This is a genomic window from Leclercia adecarboxylata (assembly GCF_023639785.1).
In the GTDB taxonomy this organism is placed as follows: Bacteria; Pseudomonadota; Gammaproteobacteria; order Enterobacterales; family Enterobacteriaceae; genus Enterobacter; species Enterobacter adecarboxylatus_D.
Window position 1 is genome coordinate 1,169,741 of the sequence record NZ_CP098325.1, and the last position, 26,240, is coordinate 1,195,980.

Sequence of the window (26,240 nt, forward strand, 5' to 3'; positions counted from 1 at the left end):
GCCATGTTTACCTTTATCAAAAAAGCGATCAAAACCGGCACGGTCACGGAGTCGTATCCCCTTCAGCCCATTGCGGTGGATAAAAATCTGCGCGGCAAGCCGGAGCACGACCCGCAGCAGTGTATCGGCTGCGCGGCCTGCGTGAACGCCTGCCCGTCCAACGCCCTGACGGTGGAGACGGATCTGCAGTTCGGCCAGCTGACCTGGCAGTTCAACCTCGGGCGCTGCATCTTCTGCGGCCGCTGCGAAGAGGTGTGCCCGACCACCGCCATTAAGCTCTCTCAGGAGTACGAGCTGGCGGTGTGGAGCAAAGCGGATTTCCTGCAGCAGTCGCGCTTTGACATCTGCCACTGCCGGGTGTGCAAGCGCCCGTACGCGGTACAGAAAGAAATTGATTACGCGATTGCCCTGCTGCGCCACAACGGCGACCAGCGCGCCGAATCGCATCGCGAGAGTTTTGAAACCTGCCCGGACTGCAAGCGCCTGCAGGGGCTAACCCCGGCGGACAAAATCCAGCTGACCCGGGAAATGGAGGAAGCGACACGATGAGCGAACTGTTAGGGCCACGTAACGAGCAGGGGATGCCGGTCCCGGTGACGGTGGACGAGTCCATCGCCAGCATGAAGGCCTCGCTGCTGAAAAAAATCAAACGCTCCGCCTACGTCTACCGCGTGGACTGCGGCGGCTGCAACGGCTGCGAGATCGAGATCTTCGCCACCCTGTCGCCGATCTTCGACACCGAGCGCTTCGGCATCAAGGTGGTGCCATCCCCGCGCCACGCCGACATTCTGCTGTTCACCGGGGCGGTGACCCGCGCCATGCGCTCCCCGGCGCTGCGGGCGTGGGAGTCGGCCCCCGATCCGAAGATCTGCATCTCCTACGGGGCCTGCGGCAACTCCGGCGGCATCTTCCACGACCTGTACTGTGTCTGGGGCGGCACCGACAAAATCGTCCCGGTGGACGTCTACATCCCCGGCTGCCCGCCGTCGCCAGCCGCGACTCTGTACGGCTTTGCCATGGCGCTGGGGCTGCTGGAGCAAAAAATCCACGCCCGGGAGCCGGGGGCGCTGGACAACCAGCCCGCCGAACTCCTGCATCCGGAGATGGTGCAGCCGCTGCGGGTGCGCATCGACCGCGCCGCGCGCCGCCTGGCGGGCTACCGCTATGGCCGCCAGATCGCCGACGACTTTATGCGTCATCTGATCGAGGGCGACGAGAGCGTGGCCCGCTGGCTGGCGCACGAGAACGATCCGCGCCTGAACGAGATCGTCGCCAACCTCATTGAGGTGGTCGGGCAGGAGCGTGTGTGATGAGTGAGACGGTGGTATTTAGCCAGCTCAGCCGCAAGTTCATTGACCAGAATGACGACACTCCCGCCGATGCCCAGCAGGTGATCTACTACGGGCTGGCCATCGGCCACCATCTGGGGGTGATCGACTGCCTGGAGGCGGCGCTCACCTGCCCGTGGGACGCCTATCTGGACTGGATCGCCACTCTGGAAGCGGGGAGCGAGGCGCGGCGCAAAATGGAGGGCGTGCCGCGCTACGGGGAGCTCGTCATCGACAGTAATCATATCGTGATGCTGGCCAGCGCCTTCGATGCCGCAATCGCGCGCCAGACGGCACAGCAGCAGGCGTGGAGCGAGGCTTTACTCGTGATGCTCCACGCCATTCACCAGGAAAACGCCATCTACCTGATGGTGAGGAGGCAACGTGACTGATGTATTACTCTGCGTCGGCAACAGCATGATGGGCGACGACGGCGCTGGTCCGCTGCTGGCCGGGATGTGCCGGGAAGCGCCGCGCGGCGACTGGGTGGTGTTCGACGGCGGCAGCGCCCCGGAGAACGACATCGTGGCGATCCGCGAGCAGCGCCCGGCGCGACTGCTGATTGTGGATGCCACCGACATGGGGCTTAACCCCGGCGAAATCCGCCGCATCGACCCGGACGACATCGCCGAGATGTTTATGATGACGACCCACAATATGCCGCTGAACTATCTGGTGGATCAGCTGCGCGGGGATGTGGGGGAGGTGATTTTCTTAGGGATCCAGCCGGATATTGTGGGGTTTTATTATCCGATGACGGAGAAGGTGAAGGCGGCTGTTGAGAGGGTTTATGAGAGTCTGGTTGACCGGGATGGGGTTGGGGTGTTTGGGGAGTTGTAGCGCGTAACCACGAAGGAAAAATGCCCGGTGGCGGCTAGCGCCTGACCGGGCCTACTTATTGATAGAGCGGGTTTTGTAGGCCGTGCAAGGCGCCAGCCGCCGCCCGGCGGAAGCGAGCACAATATTTAAACCAGGTTGCTGATTGCGAGTACCTCTCTAAAATACCCGTAGGCGGCTTACGCCTTACCGTGCCTTGTTTTTTTATTTGTTCTGATTTTCGTGAAGTGGTAAACCGAAATTAATTTTGACGGGTATATGAGAATGGGAGTTAGGCGTGAGGTTGCGTGAAAGTGCAGGGAAGATATTTATGCTTGCCGTTGTGGTCAGCCTGGCGGCGGGTTGTGCGCCGTTACATCCTTCTGGCTGCCATAAAACCACAGCATTGGGCAGTTGCGGTTCTGGTCGCTGGGACGACCAGGATGAATGGGGCGAGCAGGCGCGGGGGATTAAGGCGGCGATTGAGGAACAAATCGCTGAACCAGAACGCTGGAAGGGCAAGAAATGTAGGTTGCATATGGAGTTTGCGAAGGATGGTAGGGCTTTGAAGGTATCAACCAGCAGAGGTAACAAAGAGTATTGTGAGGCGGTAAAAGTGGCAGCCCAAAAAGCGACGTTCCCGGCATTTACAAATCCGGAGGTGTATCGGGATTTTCAGAGATCCAGGTTTGATATGGAGGGGCAGGTGGAGGATTATCGTTAAGGGGCCGATTTGTGCCAGGAGCGGACGTTGCTAAGTCCGCACTACATTAATTAGAGGGGAGCTGGTAATGCTCATAGCTCGATTAGTATGATTTTAATGCATTATTGAAAATGTAAAATTTACAATCGCTCCAATCCCTCATCATTCCTGCTTTCACATTTATACATTGTTCTACATCAATAGAAATGAAAACTTGTTTAATGAAAAACACAATATAGTGCATATAAAATAAAATTTATCACCATATGTAGTGGGTTTGATGTCCTGTATGCATGCCCTTCATATGCTTTAGTTTTGTTTACATAGTACCAGAACAAGGAAAAAAACAGATGTCTTACCAGGTTAGTACTGCTTTTAATAGCCTCATGAACAACTTTGTTAATCTAGATGCAGATGAAACACGCAAGGGAAGAAGAAGTCGTGACTGGTTAGTCGATGAGCAGCTTACCAGTTTTCCAGATAAAGATGATAAATTCCCACTTTTAAGCAATACGCCTAAAATGTGGTTTGGTTCATTCTCAAGAAGGACAAAAATTCGTGAACTTGATGACATCGATATGATGATTGTCATGCATGCGGAAGGCAGTACTTACACTCAAAGCGGCAAAACCTTCTATATATCTCCAGGAACAAATTCCCGTTTCCAAAACTACCTGAACGAAACCGGTGAGTGGGTAAATTCACGCAGAATTGTCAATAAGTTTGTTTCATCGCTAAAATCTGTCCCGCAATACTCGGCCGCTGATAGCAAACGTCAAGGAGAAGCGGCAACTCTCAATCTAAAATCCTATACATGGAATTTTGATATTGTTCCAGCCTTCATCACCACACCAGATAGCTATGGAAACACATTTTACTTGATCCCAGACGGCAGCGGTAACTGGAAACAGACCGACCCGCGTATTGATAAAGACCGTGCAACTAGAGTGAACCAAAAGCATGATGGTAAGGTATTGAACGTAATTCGTTTAATTAAGTATTGGAAGCGTAAGCGTGGCGTACCTGCAATCGGTTCATATTTACTTGAAACTATTATGCTAAACCACTACGACGAACTTAACAAAGATTCAATGTCAAAATATCTCGATATCGAATTTGCAGATGCTTTGCAAGTCTTAGCGACTGCAATCGTCGGTTACGTTGGCGATCAAAAAAACTTTCAGGGTGATATAAATCATCTAAGTTCAGAAGAGCAGAAAAAGGTGCAAGAAATGGCCCTAGAAGATGCAAACAATGCAAAAGAGGCTCTTTCGATAGAATTTACTGATCCTGAGAAATCTGGAAAAATATGGCAGAAAGTGTTAGGTAAAGATTTTCCAGTAGGAAACGCATAATGAACGATTTCTTTGAAAAGCAAAATGAACCTCGTATGCTCAAACTTCTTGCTGGGCAGCGTCAGATCTATTGTGATGTAAAAGCTATCCTAATGAAAAGTTTTTTGATGGGGGTAGTTGTTCCATCAATACTATCATTAACTTTTTTTGTGATGAGTTTTTTTCCAGGTTATACGGTGCCTTGGATAAAAACGTTCCTTACGATCTACGGATTAGTATTCTTCATTATTAACCACTTCATAATGGAGCATGTCAGTAACTGTAAGAAAAAAGCAGCTCGTATTCAGGAGGAGTATGATACCAGTTTGTTTAACATGGAATGGAATGATATCGTTGCTGGTAAAAAAACATCTGTTTCTGAAAGTATAGAGTATGCCCAGAAACACTTAGCTAATGAAGGTGATCGTCGCCTCCGTAACTGGTACCTTAATGCTCCCATAAACGTTTCTGCTCCCTTAATGGTAATGCTCTGTCAAAGTAAGAACATGGGATGGGATGCAGGTTTAAAAAAGAAAACTTCAACATTTCTCAGTATTATTCTAGCACTGAACATAATTATGTTTGCTATAACATTTATTTTCACCAATCCGACGTATCAACAATTTATTGCATTTGTGGCAATATTGCTTCCGACTTACCAATTTTATTATCGGTACGTTAGTGAGAATAAAAAATCTGTCGCCCGCGCAGACGAACTTCGCATACTTGTTGAGAATACGCTAAGGCAAGTAGGAAAAGAGCAGTCTTACGACAAAAAAGCGTTAGAGAAGCAGTCACGTGTAGTTCAGGACCAAATTTTTAACTACAGGGCAACAGGGAATCCAGTACCTGATTTTATGCATAAACGGCATCGGGCTAAAGACGAAGAAAGATACGATCGGATTTTTGAAGAATATTCTTCACTATTAGAAGGGATTGCAGCACCGTCGTAGTAGTTCTTTAAACAATTATTTATATTTGATGGTTATAATGTGTAGGGACATTTTTTGAACCTGTCGTCAGAAGAGTGTTGGCTTAAGGCTAAAAACCCGCAAATCTCAAAAGTACGTGGAACGAAAATAGGTGTGCTTACACTTCCCATGGATTAACTCACCGTGATTTGAAGGATACTCAATCAGTGGTGAGAGTGACTATGGACGTACGCTCATCGCTTTTAATAGACATTTATTGTTCTTCATATGCAACAACCCATATTGCCAGTATATAAAAAATCGAACACCAGGCCCCCAACCCTAATCCCATCCTCAAACGCATTCAGGGGCCTGCCACAGCCCCTTATCACAACCTGAAATCAATCAGCTTTCACCAACTTCCAGCCGCACTCAATGCACCGTAATATACGGCTCCTTCACAAACTCATCCAACAACCAGACCAGATCATGCAGCAGCCCCGCCAGTTCTTTCTCGACGCTCGCGGGCAACGTGCCACCCAAGATTGCCTGCACTAAAGCCAGCGCATAATCCACCTGCGGCGCGGTTTCCTGCCAGCAGTCTGGCATACAGGAGGTAAGTGTTTCCCCCTGGATTAACTGCGCGACAAGGTGCGGCGGGAGTTCGGCATCACAGAGTTCACGCAGCTGGCTCAGGGCGTGCAGCAGACCTTCGCAGATCGCAGTGCGGGATGGTTTGTCATCCGTTTCGATTAATACGCTCACCAGAGCAGCGCAACGATCGGCGGTCTCAAAGAGATCCGCAGCAGCAGAAAGTGGCGTAGTCAGGGAAGGGGAAATAACCTGTTCGTCAGATTGCGGGTAAGCCAGGGTTGGGATAGTAGTCATCATGACATCCTCTACATGTAGTCCAATTAACTACCCTGTGAGTTCCTACGCTCGGGGGGTAGCGCTGACGGAGGTAGGAATACCGCCCACATAGAAAACGGCCAGCCTTTCGGCTGCTCCGCCAGCGCCACCGCGATTTTAGCGAGATAAGCACTGCCGCGACATATAAATATCGCTATGTAGAAGACGGGTTCCTACGCCCGGTTGCGGATGTGCCGCAACGCAGCCACTTTACGAGCCCGATTTCGGGAATAAAAGCCTTAGCCCTGTATTACATAAGGTTACTTTGAGGTTTGCGAGGCGCCTTCCAGAAAAGGCCATGCCGGGGGCGCTTCGCTTGCCCGGCCTACAAAGATGTATTAACTGTCATCGTCACTTCTGACGACGACACCAACGACCCACACTAAACCCCTTTAAATTCAATAACCTAATTTCTGGCGCGATTTATGCATACCCCCTCCAGCTTATTACCCAGCCGGAGTTAAAGGATGAATCGCTTTATCATTGCCGATGCCAGCAAATGCATCGGCTGTCGTACCTGTGAGGTAGCCTGCGTCGTTTCCCATCACGACACCCAGGACTGCGCGTCGCTGACCCCGCAGAACTTCCTGCCGCGCATTCACGTCATCAAAGGCGTTAACGTCTCCACCGCCACCATGTGCCGCCAGTGCGAAGACGCCCCCTGTGCCACCGTCTGCCCGAACGGGGCGATCGCCCGCGATAACGATTTTGTTCACGTCCATCAGGAGCGCTGCATCGGGTGCAAAACCTGCGTGGTTGCCTGCCCGTATGGCGCGATGGAAGTGGTCCTGCGCCCGGTTGTGCGCAGTATCGGCAGCGGGCTGAACGTGATGTCGGAGAAGGCCGAAGCCAATAAGTGCGATCTCTGCCATCACCAGCCGGACGGTCCGGCCTGCGTGCAGGCCTGTCCGACCAACGCCATCGTCTGCATCGACAGGCAAAAACTTGAGCAGCTGAGCCTGGAGAAACGCCGTCGGGCGGCTCTGGACAACGTCTCTTCCATGATGCTGTAAGCATTTCTCTTTTCACTTTTAGCAGGTCTGTTACTGATGAAAAAAATCACCAGCGTTTGCCCTTACTGCGGTGCGGGCTGCAAATTAAAACTCGTCGTTGAGAACAATAAAATCGTCCGTGCCGAAGCGGCAGAGGGCGTCACCAACCAGAACCAGCTGTGCCTGAAGGGCTATTACGGCTGGGACTTCCTCAACGACACCCGCATCCTGACGCCGCGCCTCACGCAGCCGATGATCCGCTACCAGAAGGGCGGCAAGTTTGAGCCGGTCTCCTGGGACGAGGCGATTCGCTACACCGCCCGGCGGCTGGGGGAGATCAGGGCGAAGTACGGCCCGCGCGCCATCATGACCACCGGTTCGTCGCGTGGAACGGGGAACGAGACCAACTACGTGATGCAGAAGTTTGCCCGCGGGGTGCTTAACACCAACAACGTCGACTGCTGCGCCCGGGTGTGTCACGGCCCGAGCGTGGCCGGGTTGCAGGAGACCCTCGGCAACGGGGCGATGAGCAACGCCATCAGCGATATCGAGCACTCAAAGTGCCTGCTGATCTTCGGCTACAACTGTGCCGACTCGCACCCCATCGTCGCCCGCCGGGTGATCAAGGCGAAGCAGAACGGCGCGAAGGTGATCGTCTGCGATCCGCGCAAAATCGAGACGGCGCGCATTGCCGACCGGCACCTGCAGATCAACAACGGCTGCAATATGGCGCTGGTGAATGCCTTCATCTATACGCTGCTGGAGGAGAACCTCTACAACAGCGACTACGTGGCGCGCTACACCGACGGGCTGGAAACCCTGCGTGAAACGGTGCGCGACTACGCTCCGGAAAATGTCGAAAACATCACCGGCGTCAGCGCCCGGCAGATCCGCGATGCGATGCGCATTTACGCCGCCGCGCCGTCCGCCACCGTAATGTGGGGGATGGGCGTCACCCAGTTCGGCCAGGCGGTGGACGTGGTGAAAGGGCTCTCGACCCTGGCGCTGCTCACCGGCAACCTCGGGCGCGAACACTGCGGCGTCGGCCCGGTGCGCGGCCAGAATAACGTCCAGGGGGCCTGCGACATGGGCGTCATCCCCAACCAGTTCCCCGGCTATCAGGACGTCACCGACCCCCAGGTGCGGGAGAAGTTCGCCCGGGCGTGGGGCGTCGATCCTCAGAAGATGGATGACCAGGTGGGGGTGCGCATCACCGAAGTGCCTCACCTCGCCCTGGAAGGGAAGGTGAAGGCCTATTACATCATGGGGGAGGATCCGCTCCAGACCGAAGCGGACCTGGGCCTGGTGCGCAAGGGTTTTGCGGCGCTGGATTTTGTGGTGGTGCAGGACATCTTCATGACCAAAACCGCCGAAGCGGCGGACGTGCTGCTGCCCGCCACCTCCTGGGGCGAGCACGGCGGGGTCTTTACCTGCGCCGACCGCGGCTTCCAGCGCTTTGAAAAAGCCGTCGAGCCGAAAGGCGACGTCAAACGCGACTGGGAGATCATCAGCCTGATCGCCACAGAGATGGGCTACCCGATGAGCTATCGCGACAACCAGCAGATCTGGGACGAAATGCGCGCGCTCTGCCCGCTGTTCTACGGCGTGACGTACGAAAAAATGGGCGAGATGGGTCACGTCCAGTGGCCGTGCCCGACGTTCGACCATCCCGGCACGCCGTGGCTCTATGCAGATAACCGCTTCGACACGCCGAACGGCAAGGGCCAGCTGTTTGCTGCCCCGTGGCGCAGGCCTGCGGAAGTGCCGGACGAAGAGTACCCGCTGGTGCTCTGCACCGTGCGCGAGGTGGGCCACTACTCCTGCCGCTCCATGACCGGCAACTGCGCCGCATTGCAGGCGCTGGCGGATGAACCGGGCTTCGTGCAGATAAACCCGCAGGATGCGGCGAAACGGGGGATTCAGGATCGCCAGCTGGTGTGGGTCAGCTCCCGTCGCGGGCGGGTGATCAGCCGGGCGGACGTCAACGAGCGCATCAATCAGGGCGCGGTGTACATGACCTATCAGTGGTGGATCGGGGCCTGTAACGAGCTGACCCAGGACAACCTTGACCCAATTTCGAAAACCCCGGAAACCAAATACTGCGCGGTCAAAATCGACGCCATCGCCGATCAGCCCTGGGCGGAAAGTTACGCCCAGACCACCTATCACGACATGAAAACCCGCCTGCGTGAGGCGGTGGAGAGTTAAATGAGCACAAAGGGCACGCAACTGCGCATTCGCGGCAAAGTCCAGGGGGTGGGGTTCCGCCCCTGGGTCTGGCAGGTGGCGCAGCGGCTGGGGCTGAAAGGCGACGTCTGCAACGACGGGGCAGGGGTGGAGGTGCGCCTCGTGGGTGGGGCGCAGGCCTTTATCCGCCAGCTTGCCGTCGGCTGTCCGCCGCTGGCGCGCATCGATGACATCAGCCAACAGCCCTGGCAGTGGGCGCAGCCCCCGGTGGATTTTACCATCCGGGCCAGCGCCCACGGCCAGATGAGCACCCAGGTGGTGCCGGATGCCGCCACCTGCCCGGCGTGTCTGGCGGAGATGAACGACCCCCGCCAGCGCCGCTACCGCTACCCCTTTATCAACTGCACCCACTGCGGGCCGCGCTTCACCATTATCCGGGCGATGCCCTACGACCGCCCGGCCACCACCATGGCGGGGTTTGCGCTCTGTCCGGCCTGCGAGGCGGAGTACCGCAACCCGGCGGACCGGCGATTTCACGCCCAGCCGGTGGCCTGCCCGGAGTGCGGGCCGCAGATTAGCTGGGTGAGCGGCGAGGTGCGTGAGGAGCGGGAGGCCGCCCTGAAGGCCGCCGTATTGATGTTAAAAACGGGCGGGATCGTGGCGATAAAGGGGCTGGGGGGCTTCCATCTGGCCTGCGATGCGCAAAACGTCGCGGCGGTAAACCTGCTACGGGAACGCAAGCGCCGCCCGACCAAACCGCTGGCGGTGATGATCCCCGAGCGTCTGGCGGCGTGGCTGCCTGCCGACGTGCAGGGGCTGCTGCGCTCCCCGGCCGCGCCGGTGGTGCTGGTGGCTAAACACACTTTGTTCTGTGAGGCCATCGCCCCCGGCCTTAACGAGGTGGGGGTGATGCTGGCCGCCAACCCGTTCCAGCACCTGCTGATGCAGGATCTCGACCGCCCCCTGGTGATGACCTCCGGCAATCTTAACGGCTGCCCGCCCGCGCTCACCAACGACAAAGCCCTGCGGGATCTGGCCGGAATTGCCGACGGCTGGCTGCTGCACAACCGCGATATCGTCCAGCGTATGGACGACTCGGTGATGCGCGCCAGCGGCGAAATGCTGCGCCGGGCCAGGGGCTTTGTGCCCGATGCGCTGCCCCTGCCGCCCGGTTTTGAACAGGCCCCGTCGCTGCTCTGCCTCGGGGCGGATCGCAAAAACACCTTCTGCCTGGTGCGCGGCGGCCAGGCGGTACTGAGCCAGCATCTGGGGGATCTGCATAATGACGATGCACAGGCCCAGTGGCAGCAGGCCCTGACGGCCATTCAGGACATCTGGCAGTTTACCGCTGAGCGGGTGGTGACCGACGCCCATCCCGGGTATCGCTCCACGCAGTTAGGGGAGGCGATGCCGTATCCGCAGCATCGCGTGCTGCATCACCACGCCCACGCCGCGGCCTGCATGGCGGAGCACGGCTGGCCGCGGGACGGCGGGGACGTGATAGCCCTGGTGCTGGACGGCATCGGCCAGGGCGAGAACGGCGCGCTGTGGGGCGGGGAGTGCCTGCGGGTGAACTACCGCGCCTGCGAGAAACTGGGGGGGCTACCGGCGGTGGCGCTGCCCGGGGGCGATCTGGCGGCGCGTCAGCCCTGGCGCAACCTGCTGGCCCAGTGGCAGGCGTTTGTCCCGGCGTGGCGGACGCTGCCCCAGGCCGCGTGGCTTGAGAGTAAACCCTGGCAGCCGCTGGCCCGGGCTATCGAACGCGGGATCAACGCGCCGCGGGCCTCCTCCGCCGGGCGGCTGTTCGACGCCATCGCCGCGGCGCTCAACTGCGCCCCGGAACAGATTACCTACGAAGGGGAGGCCGCCTGTCGGCTGGAGGCGCTGGCCCTGAGCGCCGCGCCGCAGGGCCACCCGGTCACGATGCCGGTGCGCGACGGCGAGCTGGATATGGCCACCTTCTGGCGGCAGTGGCTGGGCTGGCAGGCCCCGGACAACGCCCGGGCGTGGGCCTTCCACGACGCGCTGGCCAGAGGGCTGGCGACCCTTGCCACCAGTCATGCCCGGCGGCTGAAACTTTCTACCGTCGTGTGCAGCGGCGGCGTGCTGCACAACCGCCTGCTGCGGGAGCGTCTGCAGTTCTGGCTGAGCGATTTTACCGTGCTGTTTCCCGGGCGGCTTCCCGCCGGAGACGGGGCGGTGGCATTTGGGCAGGCAGTGATTGCCGCCGCGACTTTTCTTTAAATCTGGATCTGACTATGTACATGAAATATTTCAATAACCATCCCAAAGCCATGGCGCTGATGCTGGCGTTAATCGCCACCAACATTCTGGCCTGGGCGCTGGCGTTTTACCTCTTTCACGCCACGCCGTCGCTGCTGGCGGCCAGCCTGCTGGCCTGGTGCTACGGCCTGCGTCACGCGGTGGATGCCGACCACATCGCCGCCATCGACAACGTCACCCGCAAGATGATGCAGCAGGGCAAACGCCCCTGCGGCGTGGGGGCCTGGTTCTCGCTGGGGCACTCGACGATTGTGGTGCTGGCCTCCATTGCCATCGCCGCCACCGCCACGGCGTTCAGCCGTAATATGGAGTGGTTCCACGAAACCGGCGGCACCATCGGCACGGCGGTGTCTGCCTTCTTCCTGCTGGCGATGGCGCTGGTGAACCTGGTTATTCTGCGCGACGTCTGGGGCAGCTTTAACAAAATGAAGCGCGGCGAAAACGTGCCGGACGCGGTGTCCTTTGCCCGCGGGGGGGTGATGAACTGGCTGTTCCGCTCGGCGTTTCGCCTGGTGACCCGCAGCTGGCACATGTATCTGGTGGGCTTCCTGTTTGGCCTCGGGTTTGATACCGCCACCGAGATCGGGGTGCTGGGGATCTCTGCGGCGGGGGCCTCCAGCGGCATGTCGGTGTGGGCGATCATGGTCTTCCCGCTGCTGTTCACCAGCGGCATGGCGATGATCGACACCCTCGACAACCTGATTATGGTGGGCGCGTACGGCTGGGCGTTCAACAAGCCCCAGCGCAAGCTCTACTACAACATGACCATCACCGGCACGTCCGTGGTGGTGGCGCTGTTTATCGGCGGGCTGGAAGCGCTGGGCCTGCTTGCGGATAAGCTGGGCCTGACGGGCGGCCTGTGGAACGGCGTCGCGGCGCTGAACGATAACCTGGGCAACGCCGGGTTTATCGTGGTCGGGCTGTTTGTCGCCTGCTGGATCCTCTCGTTAATCAACTACCGCTTTAAAGGCTACGACGCCCTGGTCGTACGCTAACGTCATCCCTGTCCGTTCGTCATGACACTTTTGACGAACGGACCCCTCTCCGTCGTTTATCTTTATTCTTTTCAATGGCTTAATTTGAAATTTCAGGCTGGCATAGTTAATGCATACCGCTGGGGACATATTACCAACGGAGTAACACCGATGAAGAAAGTCGTCACGGTTTGCCCCTATTGCGCATCGGGTTGCAAAATCAACCTGGTGGTCAATAACGGCAAAGTCGTCAAGGCTGAGGCAGCCCAGGGTAAAACCAACCAGGGCGATCTCTGCCTGAAGGGGTATTACGGCTGGGATTTTATCAATGACACCAAAATCCTCACCCCGCGCCTGAAATCGCCGATGATCCGTCGCGAGCGCGGCGGCAAGCTGGAGGCCGTCTCCTGGGACGAAGCCCTGGACTACGTCGCCGGCAAGCTCAGTGCTATCAAGGCCGAGCACGGCCCGGACGCAATCATGACCACCGGGTCATCCCGCGGTACCGGGAATGAAACCAACTACATCATGCAAAAATTTGCCCGCGCGGCAGTCGGCACCAATAACGTCGACTGCTGCGCGCGCGTCTGACACGGCCCATCGGTTGCAGGTCTGCACCAGTCGGTCGGTAACGGCGCAATGAGTAACTCCATTGTCGGCATTGAAAAAGCGGACATGGTCTTTATTTTTGGCTACAACCCGGCGGATTCGCACCCTATCGTGGCGAACCGCGTGATCAAAGCCAAACGCAACGGGGCGAAGATTATCGTCTGCGATCCGCGCAAAATCGAAACCGCGCGCATCGCCGATATGCATCTGGCCCTGAAAAACGGCTCCAACATCGCGCTGCTGAACGCGATGGGGCACGTGATCATCGAAGAACAGCTCTACGACCGCGCCTTTGTGGCGGCACGTACCGAGGGCTTCGAGGAGTATCGCAAGATCGTCGAAGGCTACACGCCGGAATCGGTCGAGGAGATCACCGGCGTGAGCGCGGCGGAGATCCGCCAGGCGGCGCGGATGTACGCGGCGGCGGAAAACGCGGCGATCCTCTGGGGGATGGGCGTGACCCAGTTCTACCAGGGCGTTGAAACCGTGCGCTCCCTCACCAGCCTGGCGCTGCTGACGGGCAATCTCGGCAAGCCGTACGCGGGGGTAAACCCGGTGCGCGGGCAGAACAACGTCCAGGGCGCATGCGACATGGGTGCGCTGCCGGACACCTATCCGGGCTATCAGTACATCAACAACCCGGAAAACCGGGCCAAATTCGCCAAAGCCTGGGGCGTTGAGTCGCTGCCTGCCCATACCGGGTATCGCATCAGCGAGCTGCCACACCGGGTGGCCCACGGCGAAGTGCGCGCCGCGTACATCATGGGGGAAGATCCGCTCCAGACGGATGCCGAGCTCTCTGCGGTGCGTAAGGCGTTTGAGGAGCTGGAACTGGTCATCGTGCAGGACATCTTTATGACCAAAACCGCCGCCGCCGCGGATGTGATCCTGCCGTCCACCTCCTGGGGTGAGCATGAAGGGGTCTACACCGCCGCCGACCGTGGTTTCCAGCGCTTCTTTAAGGCGGTAGAACCGAAGTGGGATCTGAAAACCGACTGGCAGATCATCAGCGAGATTGCCACCCGGATGGGTTATCCGATGCACTATGACAATACCCAGCAGATCTGGGACGAACTGCGTCATCTGTGCCCGGATTTCTTTGGGGCCACCTACGAGAAGATGGGCGAGCTGGGCTATATCCAGTGGCCGTGTCGGGACGAGTCAGAGGCCGATCAGGGGACGGATTACCTGTTCGAGAAGACGTTCTCCACCCCGAACGGGCTGGGGCAGCTCTACACCTGCGACTGGGTCGCGCCCATCGACAAGCTGACGGAGGAGTATCCGCTGGTGCTCTCAACCGTGCGTGAAGTGGGGCACTACTCCTGCCGCTCCATGACCGGGAACTGTGCCGCGCTGGCGGCCCTGGCCGATGAGCCGGGCTATGCGCAGATCAACACGGCGGATGCCGCGCGTCTGGGCATTGAGGACGAAGCGCTGGTGTGGGTGACGTCGCGTAAAGGGAAGGTGATCACCCGCGCACAGGTGAGCGATCGTCCAAACAAAGGTGCGGTGTACATGACCTACCAGTGGTGGATTGGGGCCTGTAACGAGCTGGTGACGGAGAACCTGAGCCCGATTACCAAAACGCCGGAGTATAAGTATTGCGCCGTGCGCGTGGAGCCGATTGCCGACCAGCAGGCTGCGGAACAGTATGTGATTGATGAGTATCATAAGCTGAAGACGCATTTGCGGGAGATGGCGGTGGGTTGAGTTCTGATTCCCTCTCCCTTTTGGGGAGAGGGTCAGGGTGAGGGGAACACATTGCACCGCAATAACATCGCCTGGATTTATGGGTTTTGTAGGCCCGTGCAAGCGCAGCGCCGCCGGGCATTGCACGGTGGGAACATGCGGCGGTGGAGGTGATTCCGTTCACTTTACGTTTATTGCTGCTCTGTAAACCGCGTCACCGGTGAACGTGCCAGGGGGGCTCGCCGCCTCCCCCCTGGCAACCCCGGCTCCCGGCAAAGAAAATCGCCGCTACGCGGTCCCTTCGGCTTTCTCCCTCCGGCTATCGGGTCGGGGGCGATCCTACATCCCTGTAGGTCGCCCCCTCTCGGCGCGTCCCTGCGCCTCGCCCCGGCCTGCGGTCAACGCCTCAGCGATTTTCAGCCGGACTCTGGCGTCGCTGTAAGTTATTTATCTTATTGAACTTATTTCATCGCTGGTTTTGTGGGAGGTAGGCCCGTGCAAGCGAAGCGCCACCGGGCGGGGTTGATCCCCTCTCCCTTTGGGAGAGGGTTAGGGTGAGGGGAACACTTCGCACCGCAATAACAATGCCGGGCGGGGTTGATCCCCTCGCCCCTTTGGGGAGAGGGTCAGGGTGAGGGGAACATATCGCACCGCAATAACAATGCCGGGTGGCGGCTACGCCTTACCCGGCCTACTTTTGTAGGCCCGTGCAAGCGCAGCGCCGCCGGGCAATGCACGGTGGGATCATGCGGCTGTGGTGGTGGTTCCGTTCACTTTACGTTTATTGCTGCTCTGTAAACCACGTCGGCGGTGAACGTGTTAAGGGGGCTATCTGCACTGAACCCCGTTTCCTGGACACCTCTATTCTTTTGTTTTTTCTGCCTGAGTCCGGTACGTCACCGGGCTCAGGCCGCCAGTTTTCAGGCTAATTCGTTCGGTGTTGAAGTAACGAATATAAGCCCTGATATCCCGCTCCAGCTCCTTCACGGAACCATACTTCTTGCGGTAGTACATCTCCACTTTCAGATGACTGAAGAAGTTTTCCATTACTGCATTATCCAGGCAGTTTCCCTTTCGCGACATACTCTGGACTATCCCGGCTTTTTCCAGCATTAACCGCCATGCCGGCGTCCTGTAAGCCCAGCCCTGATCGCTGTGTAAGACCAGGCCTTCACTATGTCTTTTTGCTTTCAGGGCCTTATGTAGCATCCTGCAGACCAGAGGCTGTGACGGGCTGGTCGACATATTCCAGGCCACGATTTCGTTGTTGAACAGATCCTGCAGGGCTGACAGGTACAGTTTCTGTCCCCCGGCCCGGAACTCCGTCACATCCGTACACCACTTGATCCCGCTTCGTTCAGCGCTGAAGTCGCGGGCCAGCAGATTGGCGGATGCCAGCCCTGCATCCGGCATATACGAGCGGTATCTTTTCCGCCGCAGCTGACAGGTGAGGCCATGCTCTTTCATCAGCCTGCGCACTGTCTTGTGATTGAGCGTGAAGCCCTCATCCCGCAGTGCTCTCGTCATTCTCCGGTAGCCATAACGCTGCGCATGCCGCTGGCTGATGGCCTTCATTGCACTGACCGCATCCGCATAACGCTCAGTCCCGTGCTCAGGGTGCGAGACATGATAATAATATGTGCTGCGTGACAACCGCGCGGCATACAGCAGGCAGGGCAGCCTGTGTGCCGTCAGCAACGACTGCACTATTCTGGTTTTTTCTCCTGCTCCCTGAGCGCGTTTTCTTCTCTCAGGGCTTTCAGCTTTTTTAAGTAAGCATTTTCCGCACGCAGATATTCCAGCTCCCTCTGCAGTTCTTTGGGCGTCATTTCACTGAAGGGCTTAGCACCGGGGACATATTTTTTCTGTGACATAGCGGGTCCGGGTCTGGCAGTGTGAAGCGCCTTTGCCCCTCCCCTCCGGTAGCGCCTCATCCAGTTGAGAATAAGGGATTCATTGGGGATGGCGAAGCGCGATGAAGCCTCCGCATAGCTGCACCTGTTTTTTGCGACGTAACGGACAACGCGGAGCCTGAATTCTGCAGTATAGGTCCGCGCAGGACGGTCCTCCAGCCCGGCTTTACCCTGACGACGGTAAGCCCGTAGCCAGCGGGTCAGGGGTGATTTGCCGACACTGAACAGGCGGGCTGTTTCTTTAATGCCCGACTTTCCGGCCATGTAATGCTCTACAGCCGCAAGTCTGATATGGAAAGGATGTTTCATCGTTCTGAACCTCCAGATTTGGAATCTGGTGTCCAGGATCCGGGGTTCAGTGCAATCGCCGCCCCCTTAACAATCCCGGCTCCCGGCAAAGAAAATCGCCGCTTCGCGGTCCCTTCGGCTTTCTCCCTTCGGCTATCGGGTCGGGGGCGATCCTACATCCATGTAGGTCGCCCCCTCTCGGCGCGTCCCTGCGCCTCGCCCCGGCCTGCGGTAAACGCTTCGGCGATTTTCAGCCGGACTATGACTTCGCTGTAAGTCGTTTATTCTTATCAAGTTTCATTGTTGCTTTGATTTTTTGCGAGGCGGCTTCCGGGATGGGTTTTTGATGGTTGTCGCTTTAACATCCTCGCGGTATCTTCCTGTTGCGCCTGCAAAATCAGGCGTCGGGATTGACCTCCTGGTATGAGTTACAGGCGACATGGATTACTATGTCGTGCGCACGGCTACACCTCAATGGCGGGCCGGGCGGGGGCGTCGCAAGACGCGCCGGTTTCCTGTAACGCCGGTAAGGTCAACCTCGTCTGGTTCCGCCACCCGTGAGATTGACCTCTCCGATGGCGGATTTAAATACCGTTACAGGAGGTTGCCACTATGGCTACAACCCCAACCCAGACTCACCCATTATTTACCGTACCGTTCTCGCACAACACTGATTTCACCGTGCTGGCGAATCACTGCGAGCGGTTTGCTCAAAACCTGCTTGAAACCGACGAGCCCGCCGAAAAGCTGGCACTGTGCGCTCGCCTTTCAGCTTGTCTCGCGCTGTTACAGCCCACGCTCAACGAGCCCATCCCGGCGCACCTGGTGGAACATTTCACTCTTAGCGATCTGCCTTCCCGTCTGCCCGCATTCGAGCCGGAAAGCGATCAGCTGGGCATCTATTGCCAGACGGTCACGCAGCTTTTAATCAGCAACGTCCTGCCGCCCGAGATGGCGCGCGTGATGGAAGGGCTGCTGTATGACCTGGTGAGTTTTTACGCCGACACGCTCAACGCACCACGCTGGCTGCAAACGCCGGAGGGACGCGTGGCAATTGATGCGTTGATCAACTGATTTGTAGGCCGGGCAAACGCAGTGCCGCCCGGCACAACAACGCCGGGTGGCGGCTTCGCCTTACCCGGCCTACAAAACCAAAAACAAAAATCAGCGATGAAGAAATTAAAAACAAACAAAGGGTTTATAGCGGCTCCCAGGTCCGGCTGAAAATCGCCGAAGCGTTTCCGGAAGGCCGGGGCGAGGCGCATGGACGCGCCGAGAGGGCATAGCCTGCATGGATGCAGGCTGGTGCCCGACCCGAAAGCCTGGAGGAATAAGCTGAGGGCATCGCGAAGCGACGATTTTCTTGCCGGGAGCCCGGGTCGCCAGGGTGGTGGCGATTGAGCCACCCTGGCACGTTCACCGGTTGTGCAGTAACAGAGAAGCACGGCTCCGGAAGTGAACGGAACCCCCACCGCCGCCGCATATTCCCCTCAGGCCGAAGGTGCAAACCATCAGAACCGCGTATTCACACTCATAAACCAGGTCCGCCCCGGCTCATTATAGGTATACGCCCCCGCACCATACATATACGCCCCCGTCGTGGTATTCCCCGTCGTCTGGGCATTACCCGCACGCCACTGGCGTTTATCGAAGACGTTATCCACGCCGCCGGTCAGGCTCACGTATTTCGTCACGTCCCAGGTCGCGCTCAGGCCGACGATGCTGTATGGACTGACTTCGTCCAGCTCGGATCCGGTCGCCGGCTGACCTTTGTAGTTGTACTTCTTCGGCTGCTGCTTGCCGTACCAGGTAAAGGTCGACTGCAGCGACACATCCTGCTGCACCTGCCAGCTCAGGGTGGAGTTCAGCGTATACTCCGGGATGATCGACAGACGGTCGCCGGTCTCCTTGTTCTTGCTTTGCAGCATGTAAGTAATGTTGTTGGTCCAGTTGATGGTGTCGCTGACCGGCACGTTCAGGGTGCCTTCCAGCCCTTCAACGACCGCCTTCGGCACGTTTTCCCACTGATAAATATCCGTCTGTACCTTACCGGAAGAGGTATGGCCCACCGGGGCATAGCCCGCTTCAATCTTGTCGCGATAATCGTTGCGGAACCAGGTCACGCCTGCCAGCCAGCCGTCGCGTTTCCACTCCAGGCCAATCTCTTTGTTGATGCTGGTTTCGGCTTTCAGATCTTCGTTACCCAGCATGTAGCAGCCCACGCCGTCGGTGCTGGCATAGCAGCCCTGGCCCTTGCTGTAGAGCAGGTAGTTCGGGTTGGTCTGGTACAGGCTCGGCGCTTTATAGGCCCGGGCAATACCCATCTTCAGGGTGAAATCATCCCCCAGCCCCTGGGAGAGGTTCAGGGACGGGCTCCAGTTGTTGCCGACGATGGAGTGATGATCGAAACGCAGCGCCGGGGTCAGCATGGTGGTGTCGGTCAGCTCCATGTTGTTTTCGGCGAACAGGGAGAAGATCTCCGCATCGGAGTACGGACTGCGATTATCGCTCATCCCGGCAATGGCGCCGCCCTGCAGGGCCTGGCCGTTGGAGGACATATCCTTCATCCGCTGCTGATCCCACTCGGCACCCAGGGTCAGGTTCTGGTTGACGATAAAGTCGATGGGCAGGTTGATCTCGCTGTGCAGCATCACGTCGGAAAGATCGGTGTCGGTGAACTTATCGCTGTTAAACAGCCCCTCCAGGCCGCCCGCCAGCCCCTCGCCCAGACGGGAGTTGCGGGTGTGCTCGTACTGCGCCCAGTTGTTGGTGGTGATACCGTTATCCCAGCCGCCGGTCCAGGTCAGAGCGAAGTTCTGGCGATAGATCCGGTTGGTCTCTTTGCCGTAATTTTTCTTCACCAGCCCGTTGCTGCTGTTGTCATTGTTGGTGTTCTGGGTATCCCCGGCATAGAGGTTGTTCTGACGGCTGTAGCCCGCTTCGAACTGCAGGGCCTGCATCGGGGCAAACTCCCAGCGCAGCACGCCGTTTACGTCTTTATTCTCAACGCCTTCACGTCCGGCGGGCAGGGTGTCCGCATAGGCGCCGGTACGTTCAGACTGATGACCCTGGTTAATATCCCAGGCGTCGGCCTGGGTTTTATCCAGGTTGCCGTACAGGCGGAAGCTGAACGCGTCGCCCAGCGGGCCGCTGAGGCTGAAGTTGGTGCGTTTGGTGGAGCCTTCTTCATCATGCTCAGGCGCATTCAGGTAGGTATTCCAGGAGCCATGCCACTCGTTGCTCACCTTTTTGGTGATGATATTCACCACGCCGCCCGCCGCGCCGTTACCGTAGCGCGCCGCCGCCGGACCGCGGATCACTTCGATGCGCTCGATCATCTCTGGCGGCACCCAGCCGGTATCGCCGCGGGTGTCACGCTCGCCCCGCCAGCCCAGACGGATCGAGTTCCGGCTGGTCACCGGCTTGCCGTCAATCAGGATCAGGGTGTTTTCCGGGCCCATGCCGCGAATATCAATCTGGCGATTGTTGCCGCGCTGGCCGCTGGTGGAGTTACCGGTCAGGTTGACGCCCGGCATGGTGCGGATGATCTCGGATACGTCGCGCGCCGACGGGTTTTTACGGATCTCATCGGCGGTGATGGTGGACACGCCCGGCGCCTGCAGGTTCTGCTCGGCGGCGGTGATCACCATGGTGTCTTCGTGTCCGGCGGTTTCGGCTGCCATCGCAGGCAGTGCCACACCATAAATTCCCAGATTGACCAGTAAGGTCAGTGAGTGAAGCTTGTTATTCATTGTATGTCCTGCTTTTCGATGCCGCGTTCCCCATGGCTCCGTTCCCGAATGGGTGAGGAGGCGGCAGGATGTCGCCCGCAGTCTGCGAAAACCCCTCGATCCTGAGTCAGTACGCAGCGCATGGCATGGTTATTTACTGTTCGCGCTTCCCACAGCGCGCCCATACGCTATTGCAAATGAAAATAGTTATCAATAATATTATCGATATTGTTTATCTTTTATCAAAAAAACAGAACAGTTCATGGGGTTAAATCGGTGACGACGCTGGAGACGGGAAGTGATGCCTGGTGGCAGTCGAAACAGGGGCCTGAAAGGGTTCGGGAAGGGGACCATTACCGGGTGACATTCTGGTGGCGCGACCCGAACGGCACGGAACAGACCTCGCCGCTAAAAAGGGTCTGGCTCTATATTACGGGCGTGACCGATCACCACCACAACGCCCGCCCGCAGACGCTGGCGCGCATCCCTGGCACCGACGTCTGGCAATGGCAGGGCGAGTTCAGCCCAAACTGGCGCGGCAGCTACTGCTTTATCCCCTCTGAACACGACGACGACTTTGCTGAGGCGGTGTTTGCCACCGATCCGCCGGACCGCATGGCCCTGCGCGAAGGCTGGCGCAAACTGCTGCCAAAGGCCATCGCCGATCCGCGTAACCCCCAACACTGGCGCGGCGGACGCGGCCACCCGGTCTCGGCGCTGGAGATGCCCGACGCACCGCTCCAGCCCGGCTGGGATCGCCCCGATACCCCGTATCAACCGGCGCAGTGCATCACCTGGCAGAGCGCAAGGCTCGGCAACCGGCGCCGGGTGTGGATCTTCACCACCGGGGAACAGACCCCGCACGAACGCCCGCTGGCGGTGCTCCTCGACGGCCAGTTCTGGGCCGAAAGCATGCCGGTGTGGCCCGCGCTGACCGCGCTCACCCTTGATGGCCAGCTGCCGCCTGCGGTCTACGTGCTGATCGACGTCATTGATACCGCCCATCGCACCCGCGAGCTGCCCTGTAATCCCGATTTCTGGCTTGCCGTTCAGGAGGAGCTGCTGCCGCAGGTGCAGGCCCTGGCCCCGTTCAGCGAGCGGGCCGATCGCACCCTGGTCGCAGGGCAGAGCTTTGGCGGGCTTTCTGCGCTTTATGCCGGACTGCACTGGCCGGAGCGCTTTGGCTGCGTGCTCAGCCAGTCCGGGTCGTTCTGGTGGCCGCATCGCGGCGGCCAGCACGACGGCGTGATTATCGAACAACTCAAAAACCAACAACTTTCAACGCAGGGATTGCGCATCGTCCTTGAGGCGGGGCGACGGGAACCGCTGATATTTCGCGCCTGTCAGGCGCTTTATGCCGAACTACAGCAGACACAGCAGCCGGTTTTCTGGCGTCCGGTGGACGGCGGACATGATGCACTTTGCTGGCGGGGAGGGCTGACGCAGGGGCTGATGACTCTCTGGCAGCCGCTTATTCAATAACGGAGTCTGGTATGGAATTCAGTAACCCCTTCGACGATCCGCAGGGTCTGTTCACTATTGTACAAAACGCAGGGCAGCAGTACAGCCTGTGGCCGCAGCAGTACGCCTTGCCCGACGGCTGGCGCGTGGTGTGTGAGCCGCAGTCGCAGGAAGCCTGTCAGCAGTGGCTTGCCGCCCACTGGCAAACCCTGATCCCGGCCCATTTTGCACAGGTGAATTCATGAGCGCACATCTTCCTCTCGTGGCCGCCCAGCCGGGGATCTGGATGGCGGAACAGCTTTCCGACCTGCCTAACGCCTGGAGCGTGGCCCACTACGTCGAGCTGACCGGCCCGGTGGATGCGCCCCTGCTGGCGAAAGCGGTAGTGGCAGGCATGATGCAGGCCGACACCCTGCGTACCCGCTTTAGCGAAGACAACGGCGAGATCGCCCAGTGGGTGGACGACAGCCTTATCCTGCCGGAACCGCAGATTATCGACCTGCGCCACCACGCCGACCCGCATGATGCGGCGCTGGCGAAAATGCAGGCCGATCTCAACCAGAACCTGCGCGTCGACAGCGGCCAGCCGCTGGCCTTCCATCTGCTGATTCAGGTGGCGGACAACCGCTGGTACTGGTATCAGCGTTATCACCATCTGGTGGTGGATGGCTTCAGCTTCCCGGCCATTACCCGGCAGATCGCCGCCATTTATCGTGCCTGGCTGAAAGGCGATACCACGCCGGATTCGCCGTTTACGCCGTTTGCCGGGGTGGTGGAGGAGTATCAGCGCTACCGCGACAGCGAGGCGTATGTCCGCGACGGCGCCTTCTGGGCGGAGCAGCGCAAACAGCTCCCGCCGCCGGTGTCGCTCTCCAGCGCGCCGCTGCCGGGGCGCGCCGCCACGACGGACATTCTGCGCCTGAAGCTGACCGCCGATCGTCATGCCTTCAGCCAGCTTACTCACGCCAGCCAGTGCCAGCGCACCGACCTTGCCCTGGCGCTGGTGGCCCTGTGGCTGGCCCGCCTCACCGGGCGCATGCACTACGCCGCCGGGTTTATCTTTATGCGCCGGATGGGCTCCGCGGCGCTCACCGCCACCGGCCCGGTGCTGAACGTGCTGCCGCTGGCGGTAAACATTAATCCTCTGGAGACGCTGCCGGCGCTGGCCCAGCGCCTGGCCGGACAGATGAAAAAGATGCGCCGCCATCAGCGTTACGACGCTGAGCAGATCGTCCGCGACAGCGGGCGTGCCGCCAGCGACGAGGCCCTGTTTGGCCCGGTGTTTAACGTCAAGGTCTTCGACTATCAGCTGGATATCGACGGCGTGCAGGCGGTAACGCACACCCTCGCCACTGGCCCGGTGAACGACCTGGAGATGGCGCTGTTCCCGGACGAGCAGGGCGGTCTGAGCATTGAGATCCTCGCCAACAAGCAGCGTTACGATGAGGCCACTTTGACGCGCCACGTCGAGCGCCTGCACGGTCTGCTGGCGCAGTTTGCCGCCAACGCCGACCTGCGCTGCGGCGAGGCAGAGACGGTCTCTGACGGCGAATACCGCCTGCTGGAGAATATCAACCAGACGGCGGTTCCGCTGCCGCTTACCACCCTGAGCGCGCTGGTGGCGGAGCAGGCGGCAAAAACCCCGGATGCCCCGGCGCTGGCCGATGCCCATGTGGAGCTCACCTACCGCCAGATGCGCGAGCAGGTGGTGGCCCTGGCAAACCAGCTTCGCGCGCGTGGCGTGAAGCCCGGCGACAGCGTGGCGGTGGCACTGCCGCGCTCGGTATTTCTGACGTTAGCCCTGCACGCCATCGTCGAAGCGGGGGCCGCATGGCTGCCGCTGGACACCGGGTATCCCGACGATCGCCTGCATATGATGATTGAGGACGCGAAGCCGTCGCTGCTGATCACCACCGACGACCAGCGCCCGCGCTTTGAACATCTGCCGGTGGCGATGTTTAGTTACAACACACTATTGCCTGCTGCGGGCTCTGAACCTCTGCACCTGAGCAGGCCGGAACAGACCGCCTATATCATCTTCACCTCCGGCTCGACAGGGCGGCCAAAAGGGGTGATGGTCGGTCAGACCGCCATCGTGAACCGCCTGCTGTGGATGCAAAACCACTATCCGCTCACCGCCGAAGACGTGGTGGCGCAAAAAACGCCGTGCAGCTTTGACGTCTCGGTGTGGGAGTTCTGGTGGCCGTTTATCGCCGGGGCGAAGCTGGTGATGGCCGAGCCGGAGGCGCACCGCGACCCGCTGGCGATGCAGGCCTTCTTTGCGCAATACGGTGTCACTACCACCCACTTTGTGCCCTCGATGCTGGCGGCCTTTGTCGCCTCGCTGACCCCGGAAAACGTCGCCTGCTGCGCCAGCCTGAAACAGGTGTTCTGCAGCGGCGAGGCCCTGCCGACCGAACTGTGCCGGGAGTGGGAGCAGCTGACCCATGTGCCGCTGCATAACCTGTATGGCCCGACGGAGGCGGCGGTGGACGTCAGCTGGTATCCGGCGTATGGCCCGGAGCTGGCGGCAGTAGAGGGTAACAGCGTGCCGATTGGCTTCCCGGTGTGGAACACCGGCCTGCGCATTCTGGATGGGATGATGCGCCCGGTGCCGCCCGGCGTGGCGGGGGATCTCTACCTCACCGGCATCCAGCTGGCGCAGGGCTATCTGGGCCGTCCGGATCTGACCGCCAGCCGCTTTATCGCCGATCCCTTTGTTCCCGGCGAGCGTATGTACCGCACCGGGGACGTTGCCTGCTGGCTGGATAACGGCGCGGTGGAGTATCTGGGCCGCAGCGACGATCAGCTGAAAATTCGCGGCCAGCGCATCGAGCTGGGAGAGATCGACCGGGCGATGCTGGCCCTGCCGGACGTGGCTCAGGCGGTGACCCACGCCTGCGTCATCAACCAGGCGGCGGCCACCGGCGGCGATGCCCGTCAGCTGGTGGGGTATGTGGTGTCAGAGTCCGGCCTGCCGCTGGATCGCGACGCGCTTTTAAATGCCCTGAAAGCTCAGCTGCCGCCGCATATGGTGCCCGTCGTCGTGCTGCAACTGAGCGCATTGCCCCTCAGCGCCAACGGCAAACTGGATCGCAAGGCGCTGCCGCTGCCGGAGTTAACGGTTAAAGCCCAGGGGCGCCCGCCGGAAACCGACGCCGAATGGACCATTGCCGCAGCCTTTTCGGCCCTGCTGGGGTGTGAGATCAACGACGTCGAGGCGGATTTCTTCGCTCTCGGCGGCCATTCGCTGCTGGCGATGCGCCTTGCCGCCACGCTCAGCCGCCACTTTGACCGGCAGGTGACGCCGGGGCAGGTGATGGTGGCCCCGACGGTGGGCAAGCTGAGCGCGCTGCTCACCTCAGAGATGAGCGACGAGCAGGCACAGCGTCTGGGCTACGAGACGATATTACCCCTGCGTGAAAGCGACGGCCCGACGCTGTTCTGCTTCCATCCGGCCTCGGGTTTTGCCTGGCAGTTCAGCGTGCTGGCCCGCTACCTGAGTCCGCGCTGGTCGATCGTCGGCATTCAGTCGCCGCGACCGGGGCCGATGCAAAACTGCGCGACGCTGGACGAGGTGATCGCGCACCATCTGGCGACGCTCCGCGCGCAGCAGCCGCACGGGCCTTATTACCTGTTCGGCTATTCCCTCGGTGGCACCCTGGCGCAGGGCATCGCCGCGCGTCTGCGGGCGCAGGGGGAGGCGGTAGCGTTTCTCGGCCTGCTGGATACCTGGCCGCCGGAGACGCAAAACTGGTCCGAGAAAGAGGCCAAGGGTCTGGATCCTGAGGTCTTAGCGGAGATTGAACGCGAGCGTCAGGCGTTCCTCGCTGCCCAGCAGGGGCAGGCTTCCGGGGCGCTGTTCAGCGCCATCGAGGGCAATTACGCCGACGCGGTGCGGCTGCTGACCACGGCGCACAGTTCCTCGTTTGACGGCAAAGCGACGCTGTTTGTCGCCGAGCGCACGCGAACCATGGATCCGCACCAGGCCTGGGCGCCATGGGTGGGAGAGCTGGAGGTGTATGCTCAGGACTGCGCCCACGTGGACATCATCTCCCCGCAGGCGTTTGAGAAGATAGGGCCGGTGCTGCGGGAGATTCTGGGGTAGATTC

General features: G+C 59.3%; 19 protein-coding genes. 16 read left to right on the top strand and 3 right to left on the bottom strand.

Annotated elements, in window-relative coordinates; all coding sequences use genetic code 11:
- Positions 1–3: 3 nt before the first annotated feature.
- The 7 genes from NB069_RS05455 (at position 4) to NB069_RS05485 (ending at position 5,134) form a co-directional block, all read left to right on the top strand.
- Entirely contained in the window at positions 4–549 is a 546-nt protein-coding gene (locus tag NB069_RS05455; protein ID WP_250588301.1) for a formate hydrogenlyase complex iron-sulfur subunit, read from the top strand.
- Entirely contained in the window at positions 546–1,310 is a 765-nt protein-coding gene (locus tag NB069_RS05460) for an NADH-quinone oxidoreductase subunit B family protein (protein WP_250588303.1), read from the top strand. Before NB069_RS05455 ends, NB069_RS05460 begins: the two co-directional genes overlap by 4 nt.
- Positions 1,310–1,720: a formate hydrogenlyase maturation HycH family protein gene (locus tag NB069_RS05465; protein ID WP_250589455.1), complete on the top strand. Its 411-nt coding sequence runs from the start codon at positions 1,310–1,312 to the stop codon at positions 1,718–1,720. Before NB069_RS05460 ends, NB069_RS05465 begins: the two co-directional genes overlap by 1 nt.
- The gene (gene hycI / locus NB069_RS05470; protein WP_250588305.1) at positions 1,713–2,168 is read left to right on the top strand and encodes a hydrogenase maturation peptidase HycI; all 456 of its coding nucleotides are present in this window, start codon (positions 1,713–1,715) and stop codon (positions 2,166–2,168) included. The genes NB069_RS05465 and hycI overlap by 8 nt, the downstream gene beginning before the upstream one ends.
- Before the next feature lie 307 nt (positions 2,169–2,475).
- The gene (locus NB069_RS05475; protein ID WP_250588307.1) at positions 2,476–2,868 is read left to right on the top strand and encodes a cell envelope integrity TolA C-terminal domain-containing protein; all 393 of its coding nucleotides are present in this window, start codon (positions 2,476–2,478) and stop codon (positions 2,866–2,868) included.
- A gap of 329 nt (positions 2,869–3,197) precedes the next feature.
- Positions 3,198–4,202, top strand: coding sequence for a nucleotidyltransferase (locus NB069_RS05480; RefSeq protein ID WP_250588309.1), 1,005 nt, complete (start codon positions 3,198–3,200; stop codon positions 4,200–4,202).
- Positions 4,202–5,134, top strand: a complete 933-nt coding sequence (locus NB069_RS05485) for an S-4TM family putative pore-forming effector (RefSeq protein ID WP_250588310.1) — start codon at positions 4,202–4,204, stop codon at positions 5,132–5,134. Before NB069_RS05480 ends, NB069_RS05485 begins: the two co-directional genes overlap by 1 nt.
- 390 nt (positions 5,135–5,524) lie before the next feature.
- Here the strand turns inward: NB069_RS05485 and NB069_RS05490 are convergent, their stop codons facing one another.
- Complete coding sequence (locus NB069_RS05490) at positions 5,525–5,980, bottom strand: hypothetical protein (RefSeq protein WP_250589456.1); 456 nt, start codon at positions 5,978–5,980, stop codon at positions 5,525–5,527.
- A 488-nt stretch (positions 5,981–6,468) separates the two neighbouring features.
- Between NB069_RS05490 and hydN the strand changes: the two genes are divergently transcribed.
- The 5 genes from hydN to fdhF (NB069_RS05515) all read left to right on the top strand — a co-directional run bounded on the left by hydN (position 6,469) and on the right by fdhF (NB069_RS05515) (position 14,756).
- Positions 6,469–7,014 (top strand): electron transport protein HydN, encoded by a 546-nt coding sequence (gene hydN / locus NB069_RS05495; RefSeq protein ID WP_250588312.1) that lies wholly within the window; start codon positions 6,469–6,471, stop codon positions 7,012–7,014.
- A 36-nt stretch (positions 7,015–7,050) separates the two neighbouring features.
- Positions 7,051–9,201 carry a formate dehydrogenase subunit alpha gene (fdhF, locus tag NB069_RS05500; RefSeq protein WP_250588314.1) on the top strand — a complete coding sequence of 717 codons (2,151 nt, stop codon included), beginning with the start codon at positions 7,051–7,053 and terminating at the stop codon, positions 9,199–9,201.
- The gene (gene hypF, locus NB069_RS05505; RefSeq protein ID WP_250588320.1) at positions 9,202–11,424 is read left to right on the top strand and encodes a carbamoyltransferase HypF; all 2,223 of its coding nucleotides are present in this window, start codon (positions 9,202–9,204) and stop codon (positions 11,422–11,424) included.
- A gap of 20 nt (positions 11,425–11,444) precedes the next feature.
- On the top strand, positions 11,445–12,458 hold the full coding sequence (locus tag NB069_RS05510; RefSeq protein ID WP_434543620.1) for a HoxN/HupN/NixA family nickel/cobalt transporter: 1,014 nt from the start codon (positions 11,445–11,447) through the stop codon (positions 12,456–12,458).
- A 150-nt stretch (positions 12,459–12,608) separates the two neighbouring features.
- On the top strand, positions 12,609–14,756 hold the full coding sequence (gene fdhF / locus NB069_RS05515) for a formate dehydrogenase subunit alpha (RefSeq protein WP_250588328.1): 2,148 nt from the start codon (positions 12,609–12,611) through the stop codon (positions 14,754–14,756).
- An 840-nt stretch (positions 14,757–15,596) separates the two neighbouring features.
- Here the strand turns inward: fdhF (NB069_RS05515) and NB069_RS05520 are convergent.
- A protein-coding gene (locus NB069_RS05520; RefSeq protein WP_250585650.1) for an IS3 family transposase occupies positions 15,597–16,957 on the bottom strand; the annotation gives its coding sequence in 2 pieces (ribosomal slippage) (positions 15,597–16,507 and positions 16,507–16,957; 1,362 coding nt in all).
- Positions 16,958–17,548: 591 nt separating this feature from the next.
- Here NB069_RS05520 and NB069_RS05525 point away from each other — a divergent pair.
- The gene (locus NB069_RS05525; protein WP_250588329.1) at positions 17,549–18,010 is read left to right on the top strand and encodes a hypothetical protein; all 462 of its coding nucleotides are present in this window, start codon (positions 17,549–17,551) and stop codon (positions 18,008–18,010) included.
- 437 nt (positions 18,011–18,447) lie between these two features.
- Here NB069_RS05525 and NB069_RS05530 read toward each other — a convergent pair whose 3' ends face one another.
- Positions 18,448–20,688 (bottom strand): TonB-dependent siderophore receptor, encoded by a 2,241-nt coding sequence (locus tag NB069_RS05530; protein ID WP_250588331.1) that lies wholly within the window; start codon positions 20,686–20,688, stop codon positions 18,448–18,450.
- Positions 20,689–20,943: 255 nt separating this feature from the next.
- On the opposite strand from NB069_RS05530, the gene fes reads away from it, so the two are divergent.
- Genes fes through entF form a run of 3 tightly spaced genes read left to right on the top strand, consistent with a single transcriptional unit; the run spans position 20,944 to position 26,236 of the window.
- Complete coding sequence (fes, locus tag NB069_RS05535; RefSeq protein WP_250588333.1) at positions 20,944–22,149, top strand: enterochelin esterase; 1,206 nt, start codon at positions 20,944–20,946, stop codon at positions 22,147–22,149.
- An 11-nt stretch (positions 22,150–22,160) separates the two neighbouring features.
- Complete coding sequence (locus NB069_RS05540; RefSeq protein WP_250588339.1) at positions 22,161–22,373, top strand: MbtH family protein; 213 nt, start codon at positions 22,161–22,163, stop codon at positions 22,371–22,373.
- Positions 22,370–26,236: an enterobactin non-ribosomal peptide synthetase EntF gene (entF, locus tag NB069_RS05545; protein WP_250588341.1), complete on the top strand. Its 3,867-nt coding sequence runs from the start codon at positions 22,370–22,372 to the stop codon at positions 26,234–26,236. The genes NB069_RS05540 and entF overlap by 4 nt, the downstream gene beginning before the upstream one ends.
- Positions 26,237–26,240: the final 4 nt, after the last annotated feature.